General features: G+C 33.2%; 25 protein-coding genes. 13 read left to right on the forward strand and 12 right to left on the reverse strand.

The annotated features are described in order from the left end of the window. Positions 1–232: 232 nt before the first annotated feature. A complete protein-coding gene (locus AAGU07_RS15685) occupies positions 233–1615 on the reverse strand; it encodes an MFS transporter (protein ID WP_342460019.1) in 1383 nt (460 codons plus the stop codon). A 100-nt stretch (positions 1616–1715) separates the two neighbouring features. Further along, positions 1716–2318 (reverse strand): heme-binding protein, encoded by a 603-nt coding sequence (locus AAGU07_RS15690; protein WP_342460020.1) that lies wholly within the window; start codon positions 2316–2318, stop codon positions 1716–1718. Between the two features lie 345 nt (positions 2319–2663). Here AAGU07_RS15690 and AAGU07_RS15695 point away from each other — a divergent pair, with 345 nt between their 5' ends. From AAGU07_RS15695 to AAGU07_RS15710, 4 genes are all read left to right on the forward strand, one after another. Next, entirely contained in the window at positions 2664–3170 is a 507-nt protein-coding gene (locus AAGU07_RS15695; protein WP_342460021.1) for a PRC-barrel domain-containing protein, read from the forward strand. A 277-nt stretch (positions 3171–3447) separates the two neighbouring features. Continuing rightward, positions 3448–3693, forward strand: a complete 246-nt coding sequence (locus AAGU07_RS15700) for a hypothetical protein (RefSeq protein ID WP_342460022.1) — start codon at positions 3448–3450, stop codon at positions 3691–3693. A 225-nt stretch (positions 3694–3918) separates the two neighbouring features. Beyond that, the gene (locus tag AAGU07_RS15705; RefSeq protein WP_342460023.1) at positions 3919–4767 is read left to right on the forward strand and encodes an HNH endonuclease; all 849 of its coding nucleotides are present in this window, start codon (positions 3919–3921) and stop codon (positions 4765–4767) included. 425 nt (positions 4768–5192) lie between these two features. Continuing rightward, a complete protein-coding gene (locus AAGU07_RS15710) occupies positions 5193–5672 on the forward strand; it encodes a DUF308 domain-containing protein (protein WP_069583887.1) in 480 nt (159 codons plus the stop codon). Positions 5673–5782: 110 nt separating this feature from the next. On the opposite strand, the gene AAGU07_RS15715 is transcribed toward AAGU07_RS15710, so the two are convergent. Together AAGU07_RS15715 and AAGU07_RS15720 are read right to left on the reverse strand one after the other, a co-directional pair. Continuing rightward, complete coding sequence (locus tag AAGU07_RS15715; RefSeq protein WP_342460024.1) at positions 5783–7246, reverse strand: DHA2 family efflux MFS transporter permease subunit; 1464 nt, start codon at positions 7244–7246, stop codon at positions 5783–5785. Positions 7247–7377: 131 nt separating this feature from the next. Further along, positions 7378–7965 (reverse strand): TetR/AcrR family transcriptional regulator, encoded by a 588-nt coding sequence (locus tag AAGU07_RS15720; protein WP_342460025.1) that lies wholly within the window; start codon positions 7963–7965, stop codon positions 7378–7380. 551 nt (positions 7966–8516) lie between these two features. On the opposite strand from AAGU07_RS15720, the gene AAGU07_RS15725 reads away from it, so the two are divergent. Further along, a complete protein-coding gene (locus AAGU07_RS15725) occupies positions 8517–8837 on the forward strand; it encodes a hypothetical protein (protein WP_342460026.1) in 321 nt (106 codons plus the stop codon). A 4-nt stretch (positions 8838–8841) separates the two neighbouring features. Then, complete coding sequence (locus AAGU07_RS15730) at positions 8842–9654, forward strand: hypothetical protein (protein WP_342460027.1); 813 nt, start codon at positions 8842–8844, stop codon at positions 9652–9654. 42 nt (positions 9655–9696) lie between these two features. On the opposite strand, the gene nucS is transcribed toward AAGU07_RS15730, so the two are convergent. Further along, complete coding sequence (gene nucS / locus AAGU07_RS15735; protein WP_342460028.1) at positions 9697–10452, reverse strand: endonuclease NucS; 756 nt, start codon at positions 10450–10452, stop codon at positions 9697–9699. Positions 10453–10678: 226 nt separating this feature from the next. On the opposite strand from nucS, the gene AAGU07_RS15740 reads away from it, so the two are divergent. Then, on the forward strand, positions 10679–10888 hold the full coding sequence (locus tag AAGU07_RS15740; RefSeq protein WP_342460029.1) for a hypothetical protein: 210 nt from the start codon (positions 10679–10681) through the stop codon (positions 10886–10888). Positions 10889–11110: 222 nt separating this feature from the next. Here AAGU07_RS15740 and AAGU07_RS15745 read toward each other — a convergent pair whose 3' ends face one another. Beyond that, complete coding sequence (locus tag AAGU07_RS15745) at positions 11111–11830, reverse strand: HEAT repeat domain-containing protein (RefSeq protein WP_342460030.1); 720 nt, start codon at positions 11828–11830, stop codon at positions 11111–11113. Between the two features lie 532 nt (positions 11831–12362). Here AAGU07_RS15745 and AAGU07_RS15750 point away from each other — a divergent pair. Both AAGU07_RS15750 and AAGU07_RS15755 read left to right on the forward strand, forming a co-directional pair. Next, positions 12363–12809 carry a hypothetical protein gene (locus AAGU07_RS15750; protein ID WP_342460031.1) on the forward strand — a complete coding sequence of 149 codons (447 nt, stop codon included), beginning with the start codon at positions 12363–12365 and terminating at the stop codon, positions 12807–12809. A 167-nt stretch (positions 12810–12976) separates the two neighbouring features. Continuing rightward, positions 12977–13321 (forward strand): hypothetical protein, encoded by a 345-nt coding sequence (locus AAGU07_RS15755; protein WP_342460032.1) that lies wholly within the window; start codon positions 12977–12979, stop codon positions 13319–13321. Positions 13322–13410: 89 nt separating this feature from the next. On the opposite strand, the gene AAGU07_RS15760 is transcribed toward AAGU07_RS15755, so the two are convergent. Next, the gene (locus AAGU07_RS15760; RefSeq protein WP_342460033.1) at positions 13411–13584 is read right to left on the reverse strand and encodes a hypothetical protein; all 174 of its coding nucleotides are present in this window, start codon (positions 13582–13584) and stop codon (positions 13411–13413) included. A gap of 213 nt (positions 13585–13797) precedes the next feature. Here AAGU07_RS15760 and AAGU07_RS15765 point away from each other — a divergent pair, with 213 nt between their 5' ends. Further along, positions 13798–14814 carry a serine protease gene (locus AAGU07_RS15765; protein WP_342460034.1) on the forward strand — a complete coding sequence of 339 codons (1017 nt, stop codon included), beginning with the start codon at positions 13798–13800 and terminating at the stop codon, positions 14812–14814. A gap of 51 nt (positions 14815–14865) precedes the next feature. On the opposite strand, the gene AAGU07_RS15770 is transcribed toward AAGU07_RS15765, so the two are convergent. Then, positions 14866–15285, reverse strand: a complete 420-nt coding sequence (locus AAGU07_RS15770; RefSeq protein ID WP_342460035.1) for a hypothetical protein — start codon at positions 15283–15285, stop codon at positions 14866–14868. A gap of 825 nt (positions 15286–16110) precedes the next feature. On the opposite strand from AAGU07_RS15770, the gene AAGU07_RS15775 reads away from it, so the two are divergent. Further along, positions 16111–18402 carry a pseudomurein-binding repeat-containing protein gene (locus AAGU07_RS15775; RefSeq protein WP_342460036.1) on the forward strand — a complete coding sequence of 764 codons (2292 nt, stop codon included), beginning with the start codon at positions 16111–16113 and terminating at the stop codon, positions 18400–18402. Positions 18403–18490: 88 nt separating this feature from the next. On the opposite strand, the gene AAGU07_RS15780 is transcribed toward AAGU07_RS15775, so the two are convergent. Continuing rightward, positions 18491–20083: an MFS transporter gene (locus tag AAGU07_RS15780; RefSeq protein WP_342460037.1), complete on the reverse strand. Its 1593-nt coding sequence runs from the start codon at positions 20081–20083 to the stop codon at positions 18491–18493. A 272-nt stretch (positions 20084–20355) separates the two neighbouring features. Between AAGU07_RS15780 and AAGU07_RS15785 the strand changes: the two genes are divergently transcribed. Further along, positions 20356–20559 carry a hypothetical protein gene (locus AAGU07_RS15785; protein WP_342460038.1) on the forward strand — a complete coding sequence of 68 codons (204 nt, stop codon included), beginning with the start codon at positions 20356–20358 and terminating at the stop codon, positions 20557–20559. Between the two features lie 127 nt (positions 20560–20686). On the opposite strand, the gene AAGU07_RS15790 is transcribed toward AAGU07_RS15785, so the two are convergent. Beyond that, positions 20687–21028, reverse strand: a complete 342-nt coding sequence (locus AAGU07_RS15790) for a hypothetical protein (protein WP_342460039.1) — start codon at positions 21026–21028, stop codon at positions 20687–20689. A gap of 170 nt (positions 21029–21198) precedes the next feature. On the opposite strand from AAGU07_RS15790, the gene AAGU07_RS15795 reads away from it, so the two are divergent. Further along, positions 21199–22389: a Xaa-Pro peptidase family protein gene (locus tag AAGU07_RS15795; protein WP_342460040.1), complete on the forward strand. Its 1191-nt coding sequence runs from the start codon at positions 21199–21201 to the stop codon at positions 22387–22389. Positions 22390–22475: 86 nt separating this feature from the next. On the opposite strand, the gene AAGU07_RS15800 is transcribed toward AAGU07_RS15795, so the two are convergent. Together AAGU07_RS15800 and AAGU07_RS15805 are read right to left on the reverse strand one after the other, a co-directional pair. Further along, positions 22476–22850, reverse strand: coding sequence for a DUF2769 domain-containing protein (locus tag AAGU07_RS15800; protein WP_342460041.1), 375 nt, complete (start codon positions 22848–22850; stop codon positions 22476–22478). Positions 22851–22873: 23 nt separating this feature from the next. Further along, complete coding sequence (locus tag AAGU07_RS15805) at positions 22874–23032, reverse strand: rubredoxin (RefSeq protein WP_342460042.1); 159 nt, start codon at positions 23030–23032, stop codon at positions 22874–22876. Between the last annotated feature and the right edge of the window lie 90 nt (positions 23033–23122).

The following is a 23122-nucleotide window of genomic DNA, read 5'->3' on the forward strand; positions in this document are numbered from 1 at the left end:
ACACCGAAATTATAAATTTCGATAGTTTTGCAAACAATAAAAATCGGAGATTTTTATATGTTTTATACATATATATTCCCAACTTACACTAGCCATATGTTTATTTTTACTATTTTTATACCTTATCATATGGAACAGGAATAATATAAAACATGGACAATTTATGACATTTCATAAAATTATTTTGCCCCCTATTAAAAAAGTAATCCTATTAAAATAGCATATCATATAATTAGCTTTTTGAATGCATTTTCATAGTTTTAACTTGCTCTAAACGACCTTTAAGGCCAACAGTTAAAAATAACATTATAACAGCAGCAATACCAACTGCAATATATGCAAATTCGTAACCTGCATAAGTTCCCCCTTTAGAAGCAATTATACCCCCCACTAGTGCACCACCAACTAACTGGCCAGCACTGGCATTGATGTTGATCAGTGCCTGACCTGAGGCCCTGTATTTTTCTGGACTTTCCGATAACATGATGTATCTCAAAGGAGCCCCAATAATTGTAATTAACCCCACGCCCAAAATGAGGCCAGCTAAGATAAAAATATAGAACGAATATGCAAAGAAGCTTAAAATAAAAAGGCCTGCAATTAATATAAAGCTGCCTGTAAACATCACTTTTTTTGATCCAAATTTGTCAAGTAATTTACCAACTAAAGGTGCACTGATAGCCATGGTAATCACCAGAGGAAGAATCATTAAACTAGCAGTAGAAGTGGACAGAGATAACGAAATTACCGCAAATGAGGGGAGAAATATTATTGCCACCTGGCTTAAACCAGAGCCTATCGATATACCTGTAGCCAGTCTAACTTCCCTATTTTTTAATAAATTAATCTGAATTACGGGGTCTTCAGCACCTTTCTCAATTCTCCATAAGACAGGCAGTAATGCAATAGAACATAGTAAAAATGGCCATACATAAAGCGATTTAAGGCTTTCAGTAAAATTACTGCTGTCTATCTGATTTACCCCAAATGCAAGTGAAGCAACAAGAATTCCCAGTACAAGGGTTCCATACCAGTCAAAGCCTGAAACCCATTTTCTTTTAGTTTTAGGCAATATGAAATATCCTGCAGCGATAATTCCTGCAGCTATAGGTATATTTATTATAAAAAGCCACTGCCAACCATAGTTAAGAAGTAAACCCCCAAGTATTGGTCCAAAAATCGCTGACAAACCAAATACGGAGCCTATAATACCAAGTGCAGAGCCACGTTTTTCCGGAGGAAAAGTGTCCCCAATAAATGCACTTGCAACTGGAAAAATTCCCCCTGCTCCAAAACCCTGGATAGCCCTTCCAAGAATCATTATTTCAAATGAAGATGAAAATGCAGTGATTACAGAACCTGCAGCAAACAGGAATATATCGATTATGTATATATTTCTCCTACCATAAACATCAGATATTTTAGCCATAAGCGGCGTCCCTATCATGAAAAAAAGGATATAAATAGTAAATATCCAGGAAACAGCCCTATCATTTACAGCAAAAAATGATTTAACAGCAGGTAATACTGGCCCTACAATACCAATATCAAGGGCACCCATAAAGACGCCCACAAAAAGCAGGGCTAAAATTCTGTTTCTCTGTTTACTGTCCATAATAATTATTGTATTTATTGGTTAAAATATTTTTGAGCATGTTTAATAACTTTGAGAGGGAATATATGATAAAAAGTAATTAAAAAATATCTTCTATTTTTTAAATCTCCACTATTATCTCATTTCTCCTTAAAAATCCAGGTACTGCAGGATGGTTATATTGAGCTACCATAAAACGTGATCTAGGCTTAATTTGCTTTTTAGATAGCCATTTTTTTAGTCCTTCAATCTTTTCTTCGGCAAGTTTTTCTTTTACCCTGCCTTTAAATCTTAAGACCGCAGTTTTTTGACCTTTAAATTCTTTAAAATGAATTCTTTTATCATTGGGCTCAGGTAAAGTATCCATAGTATACTTTGACGGCATTGCAAAAGATATACGTTGAAAATTAGCTTCTGTTTTTTCCTCAGTAACTGGAGTAGTCATGCCTATATTCTCTGAAGCACCAACAGTTTCAGTAGTTACTGGAGCAGTCATTTCTATTTTTTCGCTCATTTCCTCTTCCACAACAGGTGCAGTCATTGCAATCTTGGAACGCTTCAGGTTACCCCCAAAAATGTAACCTGCAAGGATCACGAATCCTTTACGTACAGCATCATCAAATGATGCGTCGATATCCACCTGGGCTAAAATATAATCCGCATATTTTCTTATTTCAAAATTATCTTCTTTACTCTCTACATCATATGCCAGCGTTTCAGTCATATCTAACCCCAGATATACTTTGTTTGAAATTATTTAAGTAATTATTTTTAACGTATATTTAATACTAAAGATTCAAAGCTTCCACAGCCCATCATATATTAAAAGCTCAAAAACAGGATTACAGTCATAACTAATAAAAAGAATTCAAGGTAATATTTTACCAATATACAGTTTAAAAATCAATAAAAATTATAATAAATCCCGAAATTTAAAATATATCCTGCAAAAATAGCATAATTTCAAACAATTCACTTAAACAGCAATAAAACTTCATTAATCAAATATTATTTATGTTATAAAAGATAAAATTGATATTAATTAAATAATAATTGGAACGTGTTAAAAATGAAAGCCAGCAAATTTATAGGAATGACAGTTTTAGATAATGACGCTAAAGAAGCAGGTAAGATAGCTGAACTTGAAATAAAACTAAAACACTGCCTTGTAGATAAAATATGGGTGGCTACGGGATCCGCTTTAAATAAAAAATATTTTTCAGTTAAAGAGGAAGACCTGGACAAAATAGGAGACTATGTACAGCTAAAATTGAATGGAAAAGAGATTGATCAAAAAACTAAGGTTAATAAATTAGGCGAACTTGCAGAAACCGGCTCATTATTTAAGGATATTGTAGGAAAAACTGTCTTAACCTACGATGCTATGGATGTAGGTAAAGTAGGCGACATGCTCATCGACCCTAAAGGGTGCCTGATCCATAATGTGCTCATATCCACAGGACCCGCTTTCAGAAAAAAACATTTAGTAGTATCTGATGAAGATGTACACAGTTTTGGAGATTATGTTATACTGAAACTGAGTAAAGAAGATGTAAATAAAAGAATTACCGATTAATTGTTTTATTTACACTAATTTTTATTCTCTTTTTAAAATACAACCACCAATTCAATCAGTGAACTATTGTGAATTTTTTTTTCATTGATTAAAAAATATAATAGTACTGATGACCAATATAGTATAGTGAAATTTTTATTTTAAAAAAATTTTATTTTTAAATTAAACCTGCTCATTTTTATGAGTGATGGTTAAAAATCGTATGTGGAGCTAAAGAGCTGATTATATCACGCCTAACTTAACAATAGTTACAAAAATCAGGTAAATGGTGAATAACATGGTATGGGCCACTAAATTAAAAGTATCTATTTTGGAAAATGAAAAAGTCTTTGAAAAAGGTAAAAACAGCGTAAAATCAATAAATATAATTGAAGATATGGGAATAATTAAAATTGAGTATGAAAAAGATTCCCCGTGGGATATTGAATTAATTCCAATTCAAAATGCCCAGATAGCTTATAAAAAAGAGATATCTAAAAGGGGTGCATTAAACTTTGATCCCCATATTAGAGCAAGGGATTAACTACTTTTAAATTTTTAACTTTTTAAGATAACCATAAAATTTCCTTTTTACTATTTTTTATAGTGAATGGCCAAATATTTTTGACGCTATTTAATAAGATAATTTGTTTATATGCTTTCGAAAATACGATTCTCGAATACCTAAAATTTATAAATTTAAAAAGTTATGTCATTGACCTACTTATTGAATGTAAAAATTTAATTAAACTTAAGCAAAATGAAAATCATGGATACAGACTATCTCGAAAATTATCACCTTGAACTTAAAAACAGGAAACATAAAATTCTGGATGAACTCTGGGAACTCACACAAAACCACCTGGATGAATACATGGGCAAAATTACAAAATCCAGGGAAGAACTAGACATTTTAATGGCTGTAGAAAACACAGATGAATTTAAAAGCCTTTTAAAAGATTTAAGCTGTGTAAAGAATAGTTTAAATGAATTATATACTCAATTTTTAGATGATAATCTTGATACAGATCTTAAAAAGGACAAAATTATCGCATTAAAGGAAATGTGGGGAGAAGAGATAACTACTGAAGAAATCACAAGGGCTGTAAACTGCAGCAAAGGATATGCAAGGCAGTTTTATCTTCTAGATGGGAAAGTGATCCAGAAAGACAGTAGAAACGGGATCAGTGCAAAAACAAAAAGATACGTCTTAAAAAGGGATCAAAATTCATGTGTAGCCTGTGGATCCCTTGAAAATCTTGAAATACACCATATTATTCCAGTAATGGGTTCTACAATTAAAGATCAGGATGAAGCCCAAAATTTAGCTTTGCTGTGTAAAGAATGCCACTACCTCGCCCACAGCGGCAATTATTACAGGGGTCTCGCCTATGAAGATCTGGAAAGTTTCTGGGAATGGACTCAAAACACTGAAAAAACAAAAATATGGCTTATTTTAAAGGATATTCATGGTGTCGGCCTTAAAATAACTGAAAACATCTATAAATGCTTTCCAAGTATAGAAAAGTTAGAAAAAGCAAGTATTAAAGGTTTGACCAGGGTTCCGCTTGTAAATAAAGGGTTGGCTGAGCGGATTAAATTAAAACTTACCAAATAATCCAAGTAAATTTTAATTAATTTTAAAAATTGTTAAATCTTAAAACCGTGAGTAGCTCATGAACACAATATTATGCAATTTTAAGGCTTATCCCTGTTTGAATATATTTAATAAATCATAGAAGCTGCACTCTACAAAAATCAATATTATAATTGTAATATACAACATATTTAAATCCAGCATAATCTTTTTTATAGTTAAGGAACATTATTATTTAATTTTGGATTTATAAAAATATTTTAATGGGCTTAAACTTAAAATATAGTTCAAATACCTACGAATTAATGTTAATATTCATTTTAAATTTAAATTAACCAATCATTAGAGCTATTAAATTATAGCAAAATATAATAATTAATAATGGCAATTATTAACTATTGTTAGAATTATAGAGTTGTTGGAAAAAAGGCTAAGAGGTGATTTGTATGGAAAAAACGGGAAACGCGATAATTCTCATAGTTTTAGGTTTAATAGTTTTAGCATTTCCACTTTTAGGAGTAATTCCATTTAGCGTGCTAACTGGTGTTGCAGTGCTATTTTTGGGTTTAGGTCTTCTATTTATGGGTGCAGCCTCAATGGGCGAAAGTCTAGTTATGGGCATTATAGAACTCATTTTAGGATTTTTAGCATTAATTTTTGGCCTAGGATTTATATTTAATCCTGCATTATTTAGTTTCGTGGCAGCTTTATTCGTGTTCATTGCAGGTATATTCCTGGTAATAGCAGGAATTGTTGCCATAGCATCTAAAACTACAGGAAGCAGGTGGACAGGACTAGTAGCTCTAATTTTAGGTATAATCTACATAATTGTAGCTGCATTCATTAAAGATCCGCTGTATTTAGGTATATTAATTGGATTATGGCTTTTAATAACTGGAATAATAATGTTATTCCAGAAAGATTAATTAAAAGTCTTTCCAACAACTCTACTTTTTAACAGCTGTTTTTATCTGCAATTAACTATTAAATGTTTTAAACTGTATTACAGTCAAAAAAATATAATAAAGCGTTTTTTTTAAGCATGTGCTTCCTTCTTTAAAAAAAGGGAAAGCACAAATACAAACGCAAGTATTATTGCCCCTATTAAAAATGAAAAGTTTACACCAGATATTAATGCAGATATCTGCTGTGCTGGATCTGGATTAATGATATTTTGAAGGTAGCTGTGCTGTCCAAATGACATAAAGCTTACAAATAGAGATGAACCAATTGCACCCCCCATCTGCTGCAGGGAAGTCATTATGGCAGAACCTGAAGCGTAATGTTTAGAATCCAAATTCCCCAGAGTATTTGTCTGGTTTGGAGACATTAAAAGGGCTGATCCTATATACAAGCCGCAGTTTATAATTAACACGGCAGCAAGGGTGGTTGAAACAGAAAGGTTCGATAAAAATATCATTGAAATGCACATAATAGCGAGACCTGAGCTAACGATAACCCTTGGTCCATGCCTGTCATATATATGGCCTGCAAGAAGAGGCAGTAAACAGTTTAAAATACTTCCAGGCAGCATTACAAGACTAGCAACAAAAGAAGTAGTTCCAATTCCATTCTGCAGATACATTGGAAGTATAATCACTATTGCAAAAACGACCATCACATTAATTACATTAATTATTATCCCTATGGTGAAAAAGGGATAATTAAAAACATGAAGGTCCAGTAAAGGGTGTTCCATGGTTAACTGACGTGCTGCAAATAATATAAGACTAACTATGCCTATAATTAGAGGCAGCATAACATTCAAGCTTAATCCATAGTCTCCTAAAGCACTGAATCCCATTATAATTCCACCAAATCCCACAGCAGCCAGAATAACAGATAAAATATCGAGTTTTGGGCGTGTTACTTCAGTGACATTCCTTAAAAAAGAAATGCCTAAAACTGATGTGGCTATGAAAAAGACTAAAACCAGTAAAAAGAACCAGTGCCAGTCCATAAAGCCTATAAGAAAGCCCATAAATACTGGTGCAAACATTGGTGCAGAAAGAATTACAAGAGATACAAGTCCCATGACCAATCCCTGCTTCTGTCTGGGTATTAATATTAGTATTGTGTTAAATATTAGAGGTACAAGAATACCTGTTCCAACTGCCTGGATTACACGTCCAGTAAATAAAACCGGAAAATTTGATGAAATACCTGACACAATCGTTCCTATAATTAAAAATACCATTGAATACATGAACAGTTTTCTTGTTGAAAACCGCTCAATAAGAAACGCGCTGATAAGAAATACAATACCCGAAACAAGAACATAAATAGTGGTCAACCACTGTACTGTCCCTGCTGAAATATTATACTGTAACATTATATGCGGAAATACTATGCTCAACGCGGTTTCACTTAACATCGACATGAATCCGCCAAGTAAAAGTACAAATAAAATTTTTTTAGTGTTATTTTTGTTAACTGAAAACTTATTTTCGTTTGAATTTAACCCCATTTGTGGATAATCTTCATCTGTATTTAAAACCATTTTTGAATTCTCTCCTATATTAGACCAGTCTACATAATTTGAAAAAATAGAGATACTTCCCATTATTCTAATTAGACCAGTCTACATAATTTTGTTAAAAAAATTCATTTAAAATTCTTTCAATAATAATATTATTGAGCCAGTAGAATGGGAATCTGCTTTGCAATTTCAATGAAAGGTTTATCACTCTTTTTCGTTAAAGACATGATTATTGCCCCTTCCACCATTGACTGAATAACCAGTCCAAGGGTTTCTGCTTTTTCCCTGTTGAAACCCCCTTCTATTAACTTCTGAGTATAAGCATCTTGCCATACATTAAAAGCAGATTCGCACGCTTTTCTTAAAGTTTCGCTGGTTGCAGCTGTTTCCAGCGCAATAAGGTTGATCGAAACTTTTTTAGTGCTTCTAAGTGCTAATTTTTCATCTTTTTGAGTATATATCAGATCTGCCATTTCTTCAATGGAATTTTTAATGGATTCTGCAGGATCCTGGATTTTTGCAAGCCGTTCTTTTATTGTTTTTTCAACAAATTCTTTTGTTAAATTTACAGCTTCGAGTGCCAGTTGTTCCTTTCCATCAGGAAAATAATAGTATAAAGAGCCTTTAGGAGCATTACTCTCCCTTAATATCTCATTTAATCCAGTAGCATGATATCCTTTAAGCTGAAAAAGAACTGTTGCAGCTTCCACTATTCTATCTCTTGTATCACTTTTTTTCATTATACCATCCCAATTATAATGACTGGTCTATATAACTCTATTCAAATTATGGATATAATCCCATAAATAGTTATAGGCCAATTTAACTATTATCAACCTGGCTATGTATCCAAATATTTCAAAATAAAATTAAAATGTGATCATTTTAAAATACATCATATATCGCCAAAATAACCAAACATGCATATAAACATATTCAAAACCTAGAATAGCCCTAAAATACACTTATTAAAAATTTAACTAGAATCATACTTGTAAATAAAGCCAAAGCCAGATAGGTTAAACTTATAACAATCAGTTAACATGAATCGTCCGAATATTTCATTTTTAAAACTCATTTTTATACGAATTTTATATTTAATCTTTTTAAAAACCAGAATAATAAAAGTAATAAATGTAAAAACCTCTTTATTTTGCTTTAAATGTTAAAAGAACAGAATAGGGATGAATTATGGAATGATTTGGGAGTAATTCTGGAAAAATTATTTTTATTACGCACCACCTATTTTAATTAAAGAGCGTTAGGTTCATTTAAAAATAATGTGATCATCATGGTTTATGAAATACTTATACCGTCAATACCGTTTGTAGGGGGTTATTTAGTAACATATACACTCTACAAGACAGGTTTAATAAGAAAATCACTTCATGTGAATTTATGGAACTTTATATTATTCAGTGCATTTTTAGTAACTGCGTGTGCAGGATTTGTACTTATGGTTTTACTTGAACTAGGCATAATCACATCCATTAATTCAGGACTTCTTTACTGGCATGTAGAATTCGGCATCACCATGGCATTAGTTACAGTATTCCATATAAGTATTTACTGGAAAAGTACCAGAAGGCTGTTTACAGGAGGGAGAGGGTGAAATCTTGAAAAATAAAATTAAAAGTAAGTTAGCTGATTTAAAAAATGCAGTAAATCAAAATATTTCCCCTCAAAAACAGAAAATAATTGGGGCTGCAGCAACTGTACCTGTAATTGCAGCATCAACCATGTCAGGAGTTTGTGCAGGGGGCTGTCCGTACGGATTAACAAACGATCCCTATCCAGGACAGTGCCATCTCTATACTGACAGTACTGGAGACGGCATCTGCGATCTTTCACAGGCCGCTGCCGTTTCAAGCACTCAAAGTACAGATGCTAATACTCAGACTACAGATTCAAATACAGATATAGATACTCAAAATAGTACATCCAGTGATGGATATTATGGGGGACACGTTCAAGATGGAACTTCAGACCAGACAAATGCAAGCACTACTACAGTTCACGATCCCAGTTCAGGGACTGGTGATTCATTAAATACCGGCAATGACTACCATATAATTCCCGTAAGTCTTTTAATTATAGGTGCGTACCTATTTACACATTATCTTTTCAGTAAAGGTATTTTAAAACCTCAAAAACATAAAAGATTGTGGAACTTGCTGTTAATGGGAGGTTTCTTGGGATCCGGCGTCACAGGAGTACTGCTAATCTATATGATAAATTTAGGTATTGGCCTGGTTTACAGACAAGGCCTGGACTACTGGCACGTAGAATTATCACTCATGATGGTTATAGTCACCCTGATTCACTTCCACATATACAGAAAACCATTTAAAAACATGTTTAAAGTACTGTTCCCATTCAAATCGAGTTTAAATAAAAATAAATCCAAAATCAGAGGCACGTCCAAATAAAGGACCTTGCCCCTATCATTCATTTTCCAATCTGCCCCCAGATTACTTGTTGAAAAAGTCCAGTGTGACACTTTTGGCACTTTTAAGTTCCTTAGGTGGTTCAAGTGCCTTAAATTCAAGTTGATACTTTTCAAGAAGTTCCTGGGCGTCTTCAGTTATAGATGGGGCTACCAAAAGACCTCTAACAAAATCTTTATGGTCCGTGAAGTCTTCAAAATATTTTTTTAACTGCTTAACTGCATTGATACCGGCCTGTCTGCTTTTAAGTTCCAATACCATTAAACTACCGTTTTTATCCTTACCCAATATATCTATAAAACCTGTAGATACCTGATATTCCTTAGAAGTAGGCCTGAATCCTTTTTCAATGATTTCTGGGCTTTCCATTATCATGGTACGCATATCTTCCTCATAACCTGCTAGTTCAAGCTTTTTAATGTCTTTACCAATATGATAAGATACCATATGTGTTTTACATATTTCAACTTCAAGAGACTCAGGTGGATTTCTCCTTACCCCCCAGAGGTAAACTCTGCCGTTTTCCATTCTTGTCTTGAATTTACAGTTAGGGGGCTGCCAGTTAACAGGCTCCAGATTATAATCCTGATGGACTAAAAATGAACCGTCCGTTTTGATAATTATTGTCCTGTCTCCAGATCCTAGCCTGCTTGTAGCCCTGCCCCTGTACTTTATCCTGCAGCAGGCCACTATTATTATAAATGCCCTTTTAAAAATTGCTTCGTTTATAAAATCAAAAACTTCTTCCATTTTAGGATTTTCATCTAACTTAATTATCATTAAACATCCTCAAATTATTAAAAAAAGGTAAACACCATTTTAAAACTAATATTACATTTTCAAACTATAAAAATATAATTATAAACGAAAATAGAGAACTGTTTAATGATTTAAAGTACAATTAACATAAAAATATTTATTATAATATTAAATTTAAACTCGTATGTCCAGAGTATTGTGCAAAATATTCTTATTTAAATTATTATGTAATTTTTTGATTAAATAAATGGAATTTCAACCTAAATTAACCAGTATGGAAAAATTTTTTATTTTTCCGATTGAAAAAAACAAAGCTTGCAAAAACTATGTTTTTGCAGCCGCAAAACGAAGCTTAAGAAAATGTGCAACATTTTCTTTTGCCGGAGGAAATTTATTTCCTCGGCCGCAAAAACCTCTGGTTTTTGCAGGCATCAAAAACTTTGTTTTTGATAGCTAACAAACACGATGTGTTTGAGTGCCGTACGAAACGAAGCTTGCAAAAAACAAGGTTTTTGCTGCTCGAAAATCGTAGATTTTCGATAGTTTCTTGGCTCCGAGACAAAGCTTGCGAAACTGTCAAAAACCTTCGATTTTTGAAGACCGTCGGTTTTGTGAACATGAACGAATTTAAAATAAGAAACTTTTATCCAGTAATTTAAAAGGTTAAATTAAAATTAAATCACTTTGAAGTGATTTTATTTATTGCCCTTTTCAAAGCAGATTCAAATTCATGAGATTCTCCATTTGAGGCATCTAAAGCTCCTTTAAGATAGGGAAGTGATTTTTTATCTCCTATGGTTCCAAGGGCATTTGCCGCATTTACCCTTACAAGATAACTTTCATCTCCAAGAGAGCTGACCAGATATTCTACAGATGCATCACCAATTTTACCTAATGACAGCACAGCACAGGATCTTAAAATGTAATCATTTTCTTTTAAAATTCCTTTTAACGGTTCAAGAGCGCGATAATCGCCCAAATTTCCAAGTGCATCCACCACTTCACATTTAACATTTAAAGACCCATCATTTAATGCATTAATGATTGGTTCAACTGCGCGCCGGTCCCCGATTACACCTAAAGCTAGTGCTGCTGTTTCCCTCACGTGCCAATGTTCATCCTTTAAGACATTGATTAAAGGTTCAACCGCCTGCCTGTCCCCAATTCTACCAAGCGATAAAACTGCAGCTTTACGAATAGGCCAGTATTCATCATTCAGGAGATTAATTAAAGGTTCAACCGCTTCTTTTGCATCTATATCTCCCAGAATATATGCTGATTTTTCCCGAATTCGTTTATCTTCGGTTATATCTAATGCTTTTACAAGGCCATTTATATCCTTTTTGTCCCTCATCTTTTCCAGATCTGAGATAGAAATCATTGTGATCATCATATCCATAATTTTATCACATATCTATTTAATGTCATTAATATCTATTGACCATATAATTTTTATAAATGTTTACTAGCTTAGATCATACCATTAATCATTTTTGAATGCACCATATCCCAAATAATGCCCAGATAATTCAAACAATACGTTTTTTTGTCAAAAACAGTCTTTTATAATTCTTTTAATTCTAATAAACAATTAGTGTTACATTATAACAATTAAAGTGCATCATCATGTGCTATAATTTATAGCTACTATTTAATTTATACTTAAAAATTAGCTTAAATCATCCCCCAAATATAATTTCAAGACATTCATAGCCGTTTAAATAAATATTTAGGTTAATAGACATAAAAACCATAATTATTAGAATTATTTTTATTAGTTTTATTTATATCCAACTAATTATATTAATTATTCCCTAAGGAATTATAATAGTTCTCCTTCCAAACACCTTTAATTTTATATCTAAATTGTAGTTACACGAAATTATTATTAGTTATGAAAAACATAAAAAAAGATACGAAATTATGCAGAGGTGGTTGCAATTAAAGGAAAAATACTATTTTTAGTTAGCGCATTAGTTATTACAAGTATTACTGTAGCTGCTTATCCAGTAATATCTGCTAATTCCCAATTAGGACAGCCAAACCAGTCAAATTTAGGAAATCCCGCAAATAATAATCACAAGATCAGTTCAATAAATAAAATATCAAACAGGGTTTTACATCACTCAAATCTTAATGTTAAATCATCAACCCCGAAAAAGTATACAAATCATAAAGTCAAGTCATCTAAATCACGTTCAATTGCGCAGAAGTACATAAAAGAACATAATGCAGTAGCAGGTAAACCTGAACGATACAAAATAGGTGGGAAATGCACAGATGTTGTTCCTGTTTTATTGAAGGGTAAACGGGTAGGAGAAATAAATATAGACCCTAAAACCGGCAAAAATGTGGGCGGTGCAGGAGGAGCACCTTAATTTACTTTTTTTAAGTACATATCAATTAATTCAGTAAATTACTCCTTTTAAACTCTGTAAAACACTTTATCATGAGACATGGAGTAAAATATGTCCAATATATTTAATAATAGAATGTAAATATTTATGTTCCAAAAAAGATAAAGTAATAGATGAGGTGATTATGCTTGGCAGAAGTATTAGTACCTGTAACTTTTAGTCGAGAAATAGAAGGGAAAATAAGTGATTTAGTCATACCTGAAGAGTTTGTCAAGGATTTCCGTTTTATAAGTGATACTGAACTTATAGTTGTTATACGAGTCCTAGGCTCAGATATAGAAAAGCCCCTAAATTTCTTTGAAAGCAGCAAAGGAGATAAATTCACCATAAAAACCATAGAAAATAATGGAAAGCAAATATATGATGAATTCACATTAATTGATATGGAATCAAACGAAGGCCCATATCCCACTGCAGATATAGATATAGAACCTCAAGAGATTAAACTAATACTAGAATTTGAAAAAAAATGACCAAATAATTATTATTTTAAATTAATTTTTATTCTCATTTTACTAATTAATCAAAATATTACTTACTTAAAATAAAAGCATTATAATGCCTATCTTTCTCTTTTTACACGCTCTCTGGCCTTTAAAATTAAAAATATTATTACTCCAATTACAATTGCAGCAATAATGCCCCATATCAACGCGACTCCTATAATAAGTATTGTATTAATAACTGCATTTACAAAGCCCATTATTGCATTAACTAACGTAGATATTATATCCATGTATTATTATTTTGTTTTTAATTGGATATAAATTTAGAGATTTTTAAAAACTGATTTACTGTTATTTAGTTAACCTTCAAAGTGTACAAGTACAAACAGCAATTTAGATAGTGATCCCGTTTGAAATTGGTAAAAATATAAATAAAAGTTAGAGCATAGTTATTACTTAAATTAAATAATTTAATAATTTTTAATGTAATGGTGGACCATTAAGTGAAGCTGTTAAAAAAGACATTAACATTAATACTTATCCTGCTGGCAGTATTTGTGACTTATGAATCCTTTTTTATAGATAATACTCCTTTAAATTATTTTTCTTCTAAATCGGCCAGTTCAACAGTTTATGTTGAAAATGGAGTTTCAGGCATAGTAGCTATAACTGATCCATCAATTCACAAAACAGTATGGTTTAATATTAGTTTTTATCCTTTAGAAACTGGTTCTGGAGTTATTGTAAGTAAAAATGGATATATTATAACTGCATTTCATGTTATAGGTGATCCAGAGTCCAATACCATCAATGTGCTTAAAACAATGAGTGATGATGATATCAAGACGTATGTGGAGCAGGCGGCAGTATCTACCTATTTATCAAATTATAACCCCCAGTTAGGCGCGGAATTATCTGGAAATAATATGGTCAGTCAAAGTAATTTAAGCTCCAATACACGTGCAACTACAGATCTGTTGATTCAAAACAATTTAATTAGCGTAAAATATTATAAGCAGGTCATTAAAGTTAAATTTCCATCTTCTACAGGAATTAAACCACTAAATGCTCAGCTGGTTGATGTTGGAAATTCAGGCAGCGATAATGATGTTGCCCTCCTGAAAGTTAACCCTGCAGGCAGAAATTTACCTGCATTAAAAATCAGTTCCCATGATCCAAAGAATGGAGAAAACATCCGCATATATGGTTATCCCGCAGACAGTAATGTGACACAATCTCAGTTATCAGTAAACCCTTCCACAACCACAGGCAGCCTTGTATCAGAAGTACGTAATTCACACGATATACTCTACTACAAAACAAATGCATCTACATTCCCAGGTTATAGCGGAGGTCCTGTTTTAAATAGTAAAAATGAATTAATAGGTATTTTAATATATGGAGTGCAGTCAAAAGGAAGTTTTTTACGGGAAATAAAATCAAGATATGGCTTATTTTTATCTTCAAACTATATAATACAGATATGCATGAAAAATGAAGTTCCCATAGATATCGCATAACAGGATATCCTGTAGATCTACTAAAAAAATTCCAAGTAGATCTACATAATATTATTCTAAAGTAAGTAAATCTATCTTATTAATTAACTGCTCATTTTTAACTTTAAATACTTCAAATGCTTTTTTATTCCGGTTGTTGTATTCTACAAGGGATTTCGATATACCGCCTGAAAGTTCTTCATAATCAGTTTTAAAGTCTACAAGCAGCTTTTCCAGCTTTTCCAATTCCATTACTTCCTGACATTTAGGGTTAAAAAGCCTGGCTGTTTTAAATCGATGGTTACCCATTAAACTAACCCCTCCTTCTAATTTAAGTGCAGGACCATATAATTCCTGTAGTTTATCCGATTTTTCCAACAATTCTTTTAAAGCCCTTACTTCATTTAACTTGGAATCTACTAATTTAACAAGATTAGATTCCATTTTAGGTCCTACGTTTCCTTTGTTTTTTATACCCTCTTTACTCTCCATATTTACCAGTCCTCCATTTATATTCCTTATTTTCCAATAAGCTTAAACTTCACAACTGAATCTAGAGCATATGCCCAACTTAGAGCATTATATAAATATTAACTGGATGTTAGAGTTCTTAATCAAACTAAACCTCTCTTATTAAGATTAATGATTTCATATACTTGCGTGCATATCCTAATTTTAAATCAGGTATTTCAAATATTTGACTCCCCACCATATCGATGTAAATTGGTATTCCAAACTTAATATGGAATTCGTGATAGTGACTCATAATAACATTATGTAATATTAGGAATGATTCTAATATAAAAGATTTTCTGTCAGATATAAACTTAAAAACGCATTTAGAAGACCAGTATTCCCAACTACCAACATACCAGTACAACTACTACAACATGCAAATTAATAATAAAAACCGCCCCCTGAGCAGCGAATTTGAAAGACTGCACAAAAATTAATTTAAACATCTTGATTTGAAAATTATTACTTTCAAACAGATAAATAAAATAAATTAGCGCCCAGCGCGAATTTGGAGCAGTTTACAGTTAATAAAAATGATTGATTAAACCAGGACTGCATAGCACATATAAAGATGCCCTGAAAAAATAATTTTTCATCTTAAATAATTTAATAAAATTTTATAACAACTGCAGTACAAAAAAGATTAATATTTCATTAATTCACAGTTTTAATTCGCTTTTATACCTCTTTAAATTCAAAAAAACGCATAATAATTATGTTTTCATGAAAAAATTAAATCAAAAAAAATATATGCTCAAAAATACCATAATCACGTGTCAATAACTCCAAACTGGTGTTAATATGACATCTGAAAAAATGGGAGGCAGTATAATGAAGCGACTTTCGTTGCTTTTAGTGCTCCTTATTACATGTGGAGCACTCTTTAATGTAAATACAATATATGCCACCACAGAAAATTCACAGATACCACCCAACTACGATGACACAAATCTTGTTCTTAACAATACAACAGATGCACAATCTAACGTGACTATTCAAAATACAACAGGACCTGCACAAAAAAATGCAACAGAACCTGTTAATAACACTACAGTGACGAACCAGTCCATGACTCCAAATTCAACAAGTTCCATCCAAAACAGTGGATTAACTCTTAAAAGCCTTAGCGCGACAAGCATCAAAGATTCTACCGACACCACAGGAGATAAATATAAAAATATTAGCGCAATTTGGCTAAACGCCGAAGACGCAGCTAATTTAAATGTAACTAAAATTAAAAACACCGGAATTACAGATATATTCGTTAAGTGTAATATTTATTCCAGCACTTACCAGAACACCCTGAAAAATATTGTATCCATGTTCAAAAACAGCGGAGTACGGATAAATGCATGGGTAACATGCTTTTTAGATGCAAACAGCAAATGGATCAACCCTGCAGGGACAACCTACACATACACTGTAAAAGTGACCAAAAAAGTTCCAGTAAAGACTCATTATAAATACTGGTACAAATCATGGTACAAATACAGGGGACACTGGTACTACAAATGGAAATACGTCTGGAAAACCAAAACAACGTATAAAAATGTCACAACCACCCAAAAGAAAACAGGCTTAAATACCACCTATAATACCAAGGTCATAAATGCCACCACTAACATGGTTAAAAACTGTGGAATAGACGGTATTAACCTTGATTATTTACGCTATCCCGGAACAGCTTACAAATACACTAACAGCTCGCAGATCATTACCTCTTTCGTTAAGAGTATTTACAATTCAGTAAAATCAATTAATTCATCAGTAGCAGTTTCAGCAGATTTAATGCCTGAGGGGAAAGTGAATGCATATTACTATGGACAGAATTACACTCAACTTGCAAAATATCTTGATTTCATGGTTCCGCTGGTTTATAAAGGTAATTTCGGATACAACAGTTCAACAGGCACCAGCAGCAGTGGTAAAAATGGTACCAGCTGGATAGGTAGTTCGATAGCATATATAGTCAGCCAGTCAAATGGAACTCCAGTTGTAGCTGGCCTTCAAGCTTATCGTTCAGCAAACAACCAAACTGCAATACCTGTAAATGAATTACAAAACGATATAAACTCAGCTGTAAAAAATGGCGCATCTGGATATGCATTATTCAGATACGGTAAAATAACAGAGGCTTTCTTCAAAAATTCGGCTTCAATTACATTCACTTCAGAGCAGATTCAAAATGCTGCAGCAAGTCTCAGAGCATATATCGAGACTAACAGCAAACTTCCAGCCTATGTGACAATTGGTACAACTCAAGTTTCGATTGAAGATCTGTTGAACTTGATGGTTACAAACGTCTTACAGCTAAATAGTGGAAGTAAAACGCCTTTAACATTTAAAAACATAAGTTCACCAGGAAATCCAACAGGTGACCTTGTAACAGGGTCAATAACAAAAACAGAATATCTAAACATCGCACAGAGAATCAAATCATTTATAGATGCAAACAATGCCGCACCAAACTATGCATCAAGTTCCCTTGGAAATATTCAGTATGAATCACTTGTTTACATGTACTCGAAGATACTGGATTTCTACAGTATCACCAACGGACTGCCAAATTATGTTTCAGTAAAGGCATGGACAGCACTTACTCCAGTTATAGAATCAAGACCCGTGTATATAACCAGTGATAACATCATAAACACAGTAACTGATACTAACCGGACAAATACAATCGTCAATGCTTTAGAGGCATTAGGATTAACTGCAGTAAACTGGGGATTAGGTCCAAACAGCCATTACAGCGTGCTTCAAAACAGCACAGTCCCTGCAAATGCACTAATAGTAGATATATACGGCGGAGCATGTGCAGGTACCATATACGAAATGGGGCAGAGCTATTACAAAGCCATGGTTGGAACTAGAAAAGTATTCAGTGTCTGGTTGGCACCATACGCTACTGATATAACTAATTTAGCATGGCTGCCAAGGTCAAAAGATGATGATTTTGACCCTCCAAGCTTTACAGGGTTAGCAAATCCAGATCAGTATCTGGCAAGTAATGGATATGAATACATCTATTCAGGAGATTTAAGTGTCATAATAAACCGAATATACCAGGAAGCAACAGAACCTATTGAGTAAATTAATTGGACATAAATAAAAAAAGTTGTGCCAATTTATTTACTTTTCCTATCTTTTTTAATTTAAAAAGTGATTTAAGATCATATGACTACTTTTCAACCCTTTCTTTTTCTATAATATCTGGAGGAGGCTTAATAAACAAAGACAGTAACAGTCCAATAAACAGCAGGAAAGCAGAGGCTAAAATTGCAGCCTGCATCCCAAGACTATCAGAATTAAATGTAAGGGCAAAAAGTTTAGGGTCATCCATAATAGTCGACATATCCGGACTTAAAGTTTTTCCCACCCATGAATAAATATCATGATTTAAAGCCTGCTGATTTTGATATACAGAATATTCAACAGGAAGTGTCGCTGCAACGTTAAAGTACAATGCCATAAAGAAAATTAATCCAATGGCAACGGTTCCAATTGAAGATCCGACATTTATGAAAGTGTTGTGTATTCCAGAAGCCTCCCCAAGCTGTTTATCATCAACACTTGAGAGAACAATATTGGTAATGTTAGGGGTAGCTAGCCCCAAACCCATTCCCAGTATAAATAAACCAGGAATAAGATCCATCATATCTAAACTTGCAGGATACATGAACGCATAGTATAACATCAAAATAGCAATGATAGACAAAGCAAATCCTATAACAACAAGATAATGGGCTTTAATATGTTTTGTAAGTTTACCAATACTTATTGCAAATATTGCACTCCCAATAGAAGTAGGTAACAAGATTAAACCTGTTACCAGAGCATTGACACCCCACCTTGTCTGCACATATACCGGTATGATGTAAAACAATCCTGCTAAAATTAAAGCCAGGATCAATCGAGATAAGTTACCAAAAGTAAATGAGCGGTTTTTTAAGATACGCACATCCATAAATGGTTTTTTACCCTGTTTAATTAATCTTCTTTGGTAATAAAAGAAGATAAATAAAAATATGGCCCCAATCATGATCATTGACATGGCAAATGCAAAGCCAAGCGGATTTATAACGGTCCCATAATGATTAACCCATGTAGCAGGGTTGTTCAACTGGAGTACACCAACTATAAACAGTAAAATTCCCGATGATGCAAGAAAGGCACCCCTGAGATTTAAATCAGACCATTTCAATGTTATTTCAGATTCAGCAATGTCATATGATAATACAAGTATGGCCACCACAAATATAGTCTCTAAAGCGAAGCCCCACCTCCACGAATAGAATGTGGTAAGGTAACCTCCCAATAATGGCCCTATTGCTGTCGCAGCTATATATAATGTAGATGAAAATCCCATTGCAAATGCCCGTTTAGACCCAGTGTAATGAGCTGTGATTATGGATGATGTTGCAGGCAGCATTAACGCCGCACCAAAACCTTCTATTATAGACCAGCCCACCAGCAGCATAAGTGCATTTGTACTTAGGGCTGCAATTAATGCCCCCACGCCATAGATGATAGCTCCAGCTACAAAAGTCTTCTTCCTACCGATGACATCCTGCAATTTACCTCCAAATAACACAAAACAGCCCATTACAAGAGCATAAATGGCTATTATAGACTGTATATTGGCAAGAGTTGTATTCAAATCTTTTACAAGATATGTCATTGCCACGTTCATAAATGTAGCATCTAAACCTATGATAAATAATGCTAAAGAAACAAAAATTAAAATTGACCATCCATAATTCGACTTGTTCAATATAAATGCCTTCCCCCATACTTATTTATATTTATGGTAATTTTCCCTTTATTTAAATATAACGGATTAAAGACCCGCCTATTTTTTTAATAACACAACCAATCCATGAATTTTATGATAGAAAAAGAGTAATGAATTGGAACAGATTTGGACATAATTCGGGAAAAACTATTTTTAAGCTTTTTTAGAAAATATAACTGAAACAGTGAGTTAAAATACAGAATAACCAAAAAAAAATTTGATAATTAATTTAAAGACAAGAGGTGAATAATTTGAAAGTAGAATGGAAAAATGAGGATTTAAAAAGTGAATTAATAATGAACACACTTGAGTATCTAGGTAGAAACCAGAATGTTTCCATTAAAGACCTGGCAGATTACACCGGACAGGAATATATTTTAATAGCCTTTTTAATGCAGGATCTGGAAAATAAAGGCATCATAAAATCAGAAAAAATTTTTAACCTGAATAAATAAGTTAAATTTAGCAAGATGTTTCAAATAAGAAATTAAATTTTAAATTATCTAGAAAGTTATTTTTTTAAATATTAAAAAACTAATTTTATCTTGAAAAATCAGTTAATAAAGGAATATACTGTTTTAGTTATTTGAATAATAGCACTTTAAGCTCGCTCAAGTTATCCCCTATAAACTGTTCTGCCTTTGGATCTGCAAGTATTTTTAACTGTTCATGTCCTTTTTCAGGGTGAGATCTAGCTAATAATTCCTGAAGCTCTGGAACCGGCATTTCAATGACTATTTTTATTTTCTCAATTTCTTCATCACTTAGCTGATCTTTATAGTTTTCTATTTGAGATCTAAACTTTTTCACCACATTCATGTTTCTAGAAACAGCCATTTTTAATATTACAACTGGAACTTTGGTAAATAAGTCCACTACACCCATAACATCTTCTTCAGTTATATTTCTTTCCTGAAACTCCATTTAAAACCCCTTTTATAAATATTTAATATTGAACTACTTGATAATTTTAAACTGTATCTATTAGAACTTTTCCAATATATTTTATTATGGATTAAAGCTATACATTTGATATAATCTTATTTAAAGAATATCACTTAATATGCATAAATAGAACAATAAAGGAGCAGAATATGAATAAAGTATCTTCAACTGAACTGGAAGACCGCATGACACGTTTTAAAACACAGATGGATATATCCAATCCAGAATGGGAAATAGCCGTAGTTTTCAGTAAAATAAATCAATATTACTTTACAGGAACTATGCAGGATGGAATGCTACTTATTCCAAGAGACAGTGAAGCAACATTCTGGGTACGGCGTAGCTTTGAAAGGGCGACTTATGAATCATTATTTTCACAGATAAAATCCATGAAAAGTTTTCGAGATGCTGCAAAAAGTGTAGATAAACTTCCAGACACAGTTTACCTTGAAACTGAAACAGTCCCATTGGCATTATATGGTCGGTTTCAAAAGCATTTTCCTTTTAAGGATGTTAAACCTGTAGATACCAGTATCGCTGCAGTAAGAGCTGTTAAAAGTGAATATGAACTGAGGTTAATGAGAAAAGCAGGTGAAATCCACCAGCGCGTGCTGGAAGATATAGTTCCAGAGATACTGGTTGAGGGAATGAGCGAAGCAGATCTTGCAGCAGAGCTGTTTAAAGTCATGGTAGATGAAGGATATCAGGGAATAACTCGTTTTGGCATGTTTGATACCGAAATGGTACTTGGCCATATTGGTTTTGGTGAAAGTTCGATCTACCCATCTTATTTTGATGGGGCCAGTGGAAATTACGGGATGGGTCCGGCAGTGCCGCTTCTTGGAAGCCGTGAACGGAAGCTGAAGAAGGGAGATCTGGTATATATTGATATTGGATCCGGAGTAGAAGGCTACAATACAGATAAAACCACGACATACATGTTCGGCAGTTCTCTTCCCCAGTACGCCATAGATATCCACAAAAAATGTGTGGATATACAAAATGAAATAGCAGCAATGCTAAAACCTGGAGCAATTCCATCACAAATTTATAACCACATAATGAACAGTTTAAACGATGATTTTCTACAGAATTTCATGGGATTTGGTAACCGCAAGGTCAAGTTTTTAGGCCATGGAATAGGTTTACTAATCGATGAACTGCCGGTAATAGCAGAAAGATTTGATAGCCCCATTCAAGAAGGAATGACCTTTGCAGTAGAACCCAAAAATGGAATTAAAGATATTGGAATGGTAGGAATTGAAAACACATTTATAGTAACTGCTGCAGGCGGTAAAAGCATCACTGGAAATAACCCCGGCTTAATTCCAGTATTCTAATTTAAATTTCATATAAAATTAGGCTGAGTAAACTCAGTCATTATTTTTATTATTTAAAAAGTTAAAAAAAATTTTTATTTATAAAATCAATCAGTACGCCGGTAATAGTGCCTCAAAGTCTCTGCAACCCGTTCTTCATCAAAATTTTCCTCACCCAAACAGCAGGAAGTTGATGATCCGTCCAGGCAAAAGTAAAGCGTAGGAGTTCCTGTTTCCAGATCGTTTTCTGCATAAATAGAGCAGTTTCTACATAAACATTCTTCTTTCCGGTCCAGATCAGGGCAATGTTCTATTCCAGATGCACAGTGCAGTGCAGGAAACTCTTTAGGTTCAATCAGCGAAGAGCCCAACGCCTCTTCTTGAAGAAGTAACACTTTATCATGTACACACTGGCTTTTTTGTACTTTACACTCAAGACAGCGGCATTTTTCAATATTTTCCGCATTAAATTCGATTTCCATATTACCCACCAAAAAATTTCAAATCATTCTAAAGGCTTAAACAGGAATTTTCCGGCTCGACATTTAGGGCATTTCCACCCTTTAGGTAAATCCTCAAAGGGTGTACCCGGCGCAATATTAGAACGTTCATCTCCCTTATCAGGATCGTATATGTAACCACAAACAATACATTGATATTTCATGGATTAACCTCCCTATGCTTTTAATCTTTTGTTTTTCATTCCATAAATTTTTAGCTATATCCTAAAAGAGTTATATTCATTTGATGCATA

Origin of the sequence: Methanobacterium sp., from assembly GCF_038562635.1 — an archaeon.
In the GTDB taxonomy this organism is placed as follows: domain Archaea; phylum Methanobacteriota; class Methanobacteria; order Methanobacteriales; family Methanobacteriaceae; genus Methanobacterium_D.

Bases quoted from the DNA above. Each gene is read 5' to 3' on its own strand.
- AAGU07_RS15685 (WP_342460019.1), bottom strand. From the start codon at position 1,615: ATGGACAGTAAACAGAGAAACAGAATTTTAGCCCTGCTTTTTGTGGGC.
- AAGU07_RS15690 (WP_342460020.1), bottom strand. From the start codon at position 2,318: ATGACTGAAACGCTGGCATATGATGTAGAGAGTAAAGAAGATAATTTT.
- AAGU07_RS15695 (WP_342460021.1), top strand. From the start codon at position 2,664: ATGAAAGCCAGCAAATTTATAGGAATGACAGTTTTAGATAATGACGCT.
- AAGU07_RS15700 (WP_342460022.1), top strand. From the start codon at position 3,448: ATGGTATGGGCCACTAAATTAAAAGTATCTATTTTGGAAAATGAAAAA.
- AAGU07_RS15705 (WP_342460023.1), top strand. From the start codon at position 3,919: ATGGATACAGACTATCTCGAAAATTATCACCTTGAACTTAAAAACAGG.
- AAGU07_RS15710 (WP_069583887.1), top strand. From the start codon at position 5,193: ATGGAAAAAACGGGAAACGCGATAATTCTCATAGTTTTAGGTTTAATA.
- AAGU07_RS15715 (WP_342460024.1), bottom strand. From the start codon at position 7,246: ATGGTTTTAAATACAGATGAAGATTATCCACAAATGGGGTTAAATTCA.
- AAGU07_RS15720 (WP_342460025.1), bottom strand. From the start codon at position 7,965: ATGAAAAAAAGTGATACAAGAGATAGAATAGTGGAAGCTGCAACAGTT.
- AAGU07_RS15725 (WP_342460026.1), top strand. From the start codon at position 8,517: ATGGTTTATGAAATACTTATACCGTCAATACCGTTTGTAGGGGGTTAT.
- nucS (WP_342460028.1), bottom strand. From the start codon at position 10,452: ATGATAATTAAGTTAGATGAAAATCCTAAAATGGAAGAAGTTTTTGAT.
- AAGU07_RS15740 (WP_342460029.1), top strand. From the start codon at position 10,679: ATGGAATTTCAACCTAAATTAACCAGTATGGAAAAATTTTTTATTTTT.
- AAGU07_RS15745 (WP_342460030.1), bottom strand. From the start codon at position 11,830: ATGGATATGATGATCACAATGATTTCTATCTCAGATCTGGAAAAGATG.
- AAGU07_RS15760 (WP_342460033.1), bottom strand. From the start codon at position 13,584: ATGGATATAATATCTACGTTAGTTAATGCAATAATGGGCTTTGTAAAT.
- AAGU07_RS15770 (WP_342460035.1), bottom strand. From the start codon at position 15,285: ATGGAGAGTAAAGAGGGTATAAAAAACAAAGGAAACGTAGGACCTAAA.
- AAGU07_RS15775 (WP_342460036.1), top strand. From the start codon at position 16,111: ATGACATCTGAAAAAATGGGAGGCAGTATAATGAAGCGACTTTCGTTG.
- AAGU07_RS15790 (WP_342460039.1), bottom strand. From the start codon at position 21,028: ATGGAGTTTCAGGAAAGAAATATAACTGAAGAAGATGTTATGGGTGTA.
- AAGU07_RS15795 (WP_342460040.1), top strand. From the start codon at position 21,199: ATGAATAAAGTATCTTCAACTGAACTGGAAGACCGCATGACACGTTTT.
- AAGU07_RS15800 (WP_342460041.1), bottom strand. From the start codon at position 22,850: ATGGAAATCGAATTTAATGCGGAAAATATTGAAAAATGCCGCTGTCTT.
- AAGU07_RS15805 (WP_342460042.1), bottom strand. From the start codon at position 23,032: ATGAAATATCAATGTATTGTTTGTGGTTACATATACGATCCTGATAAG.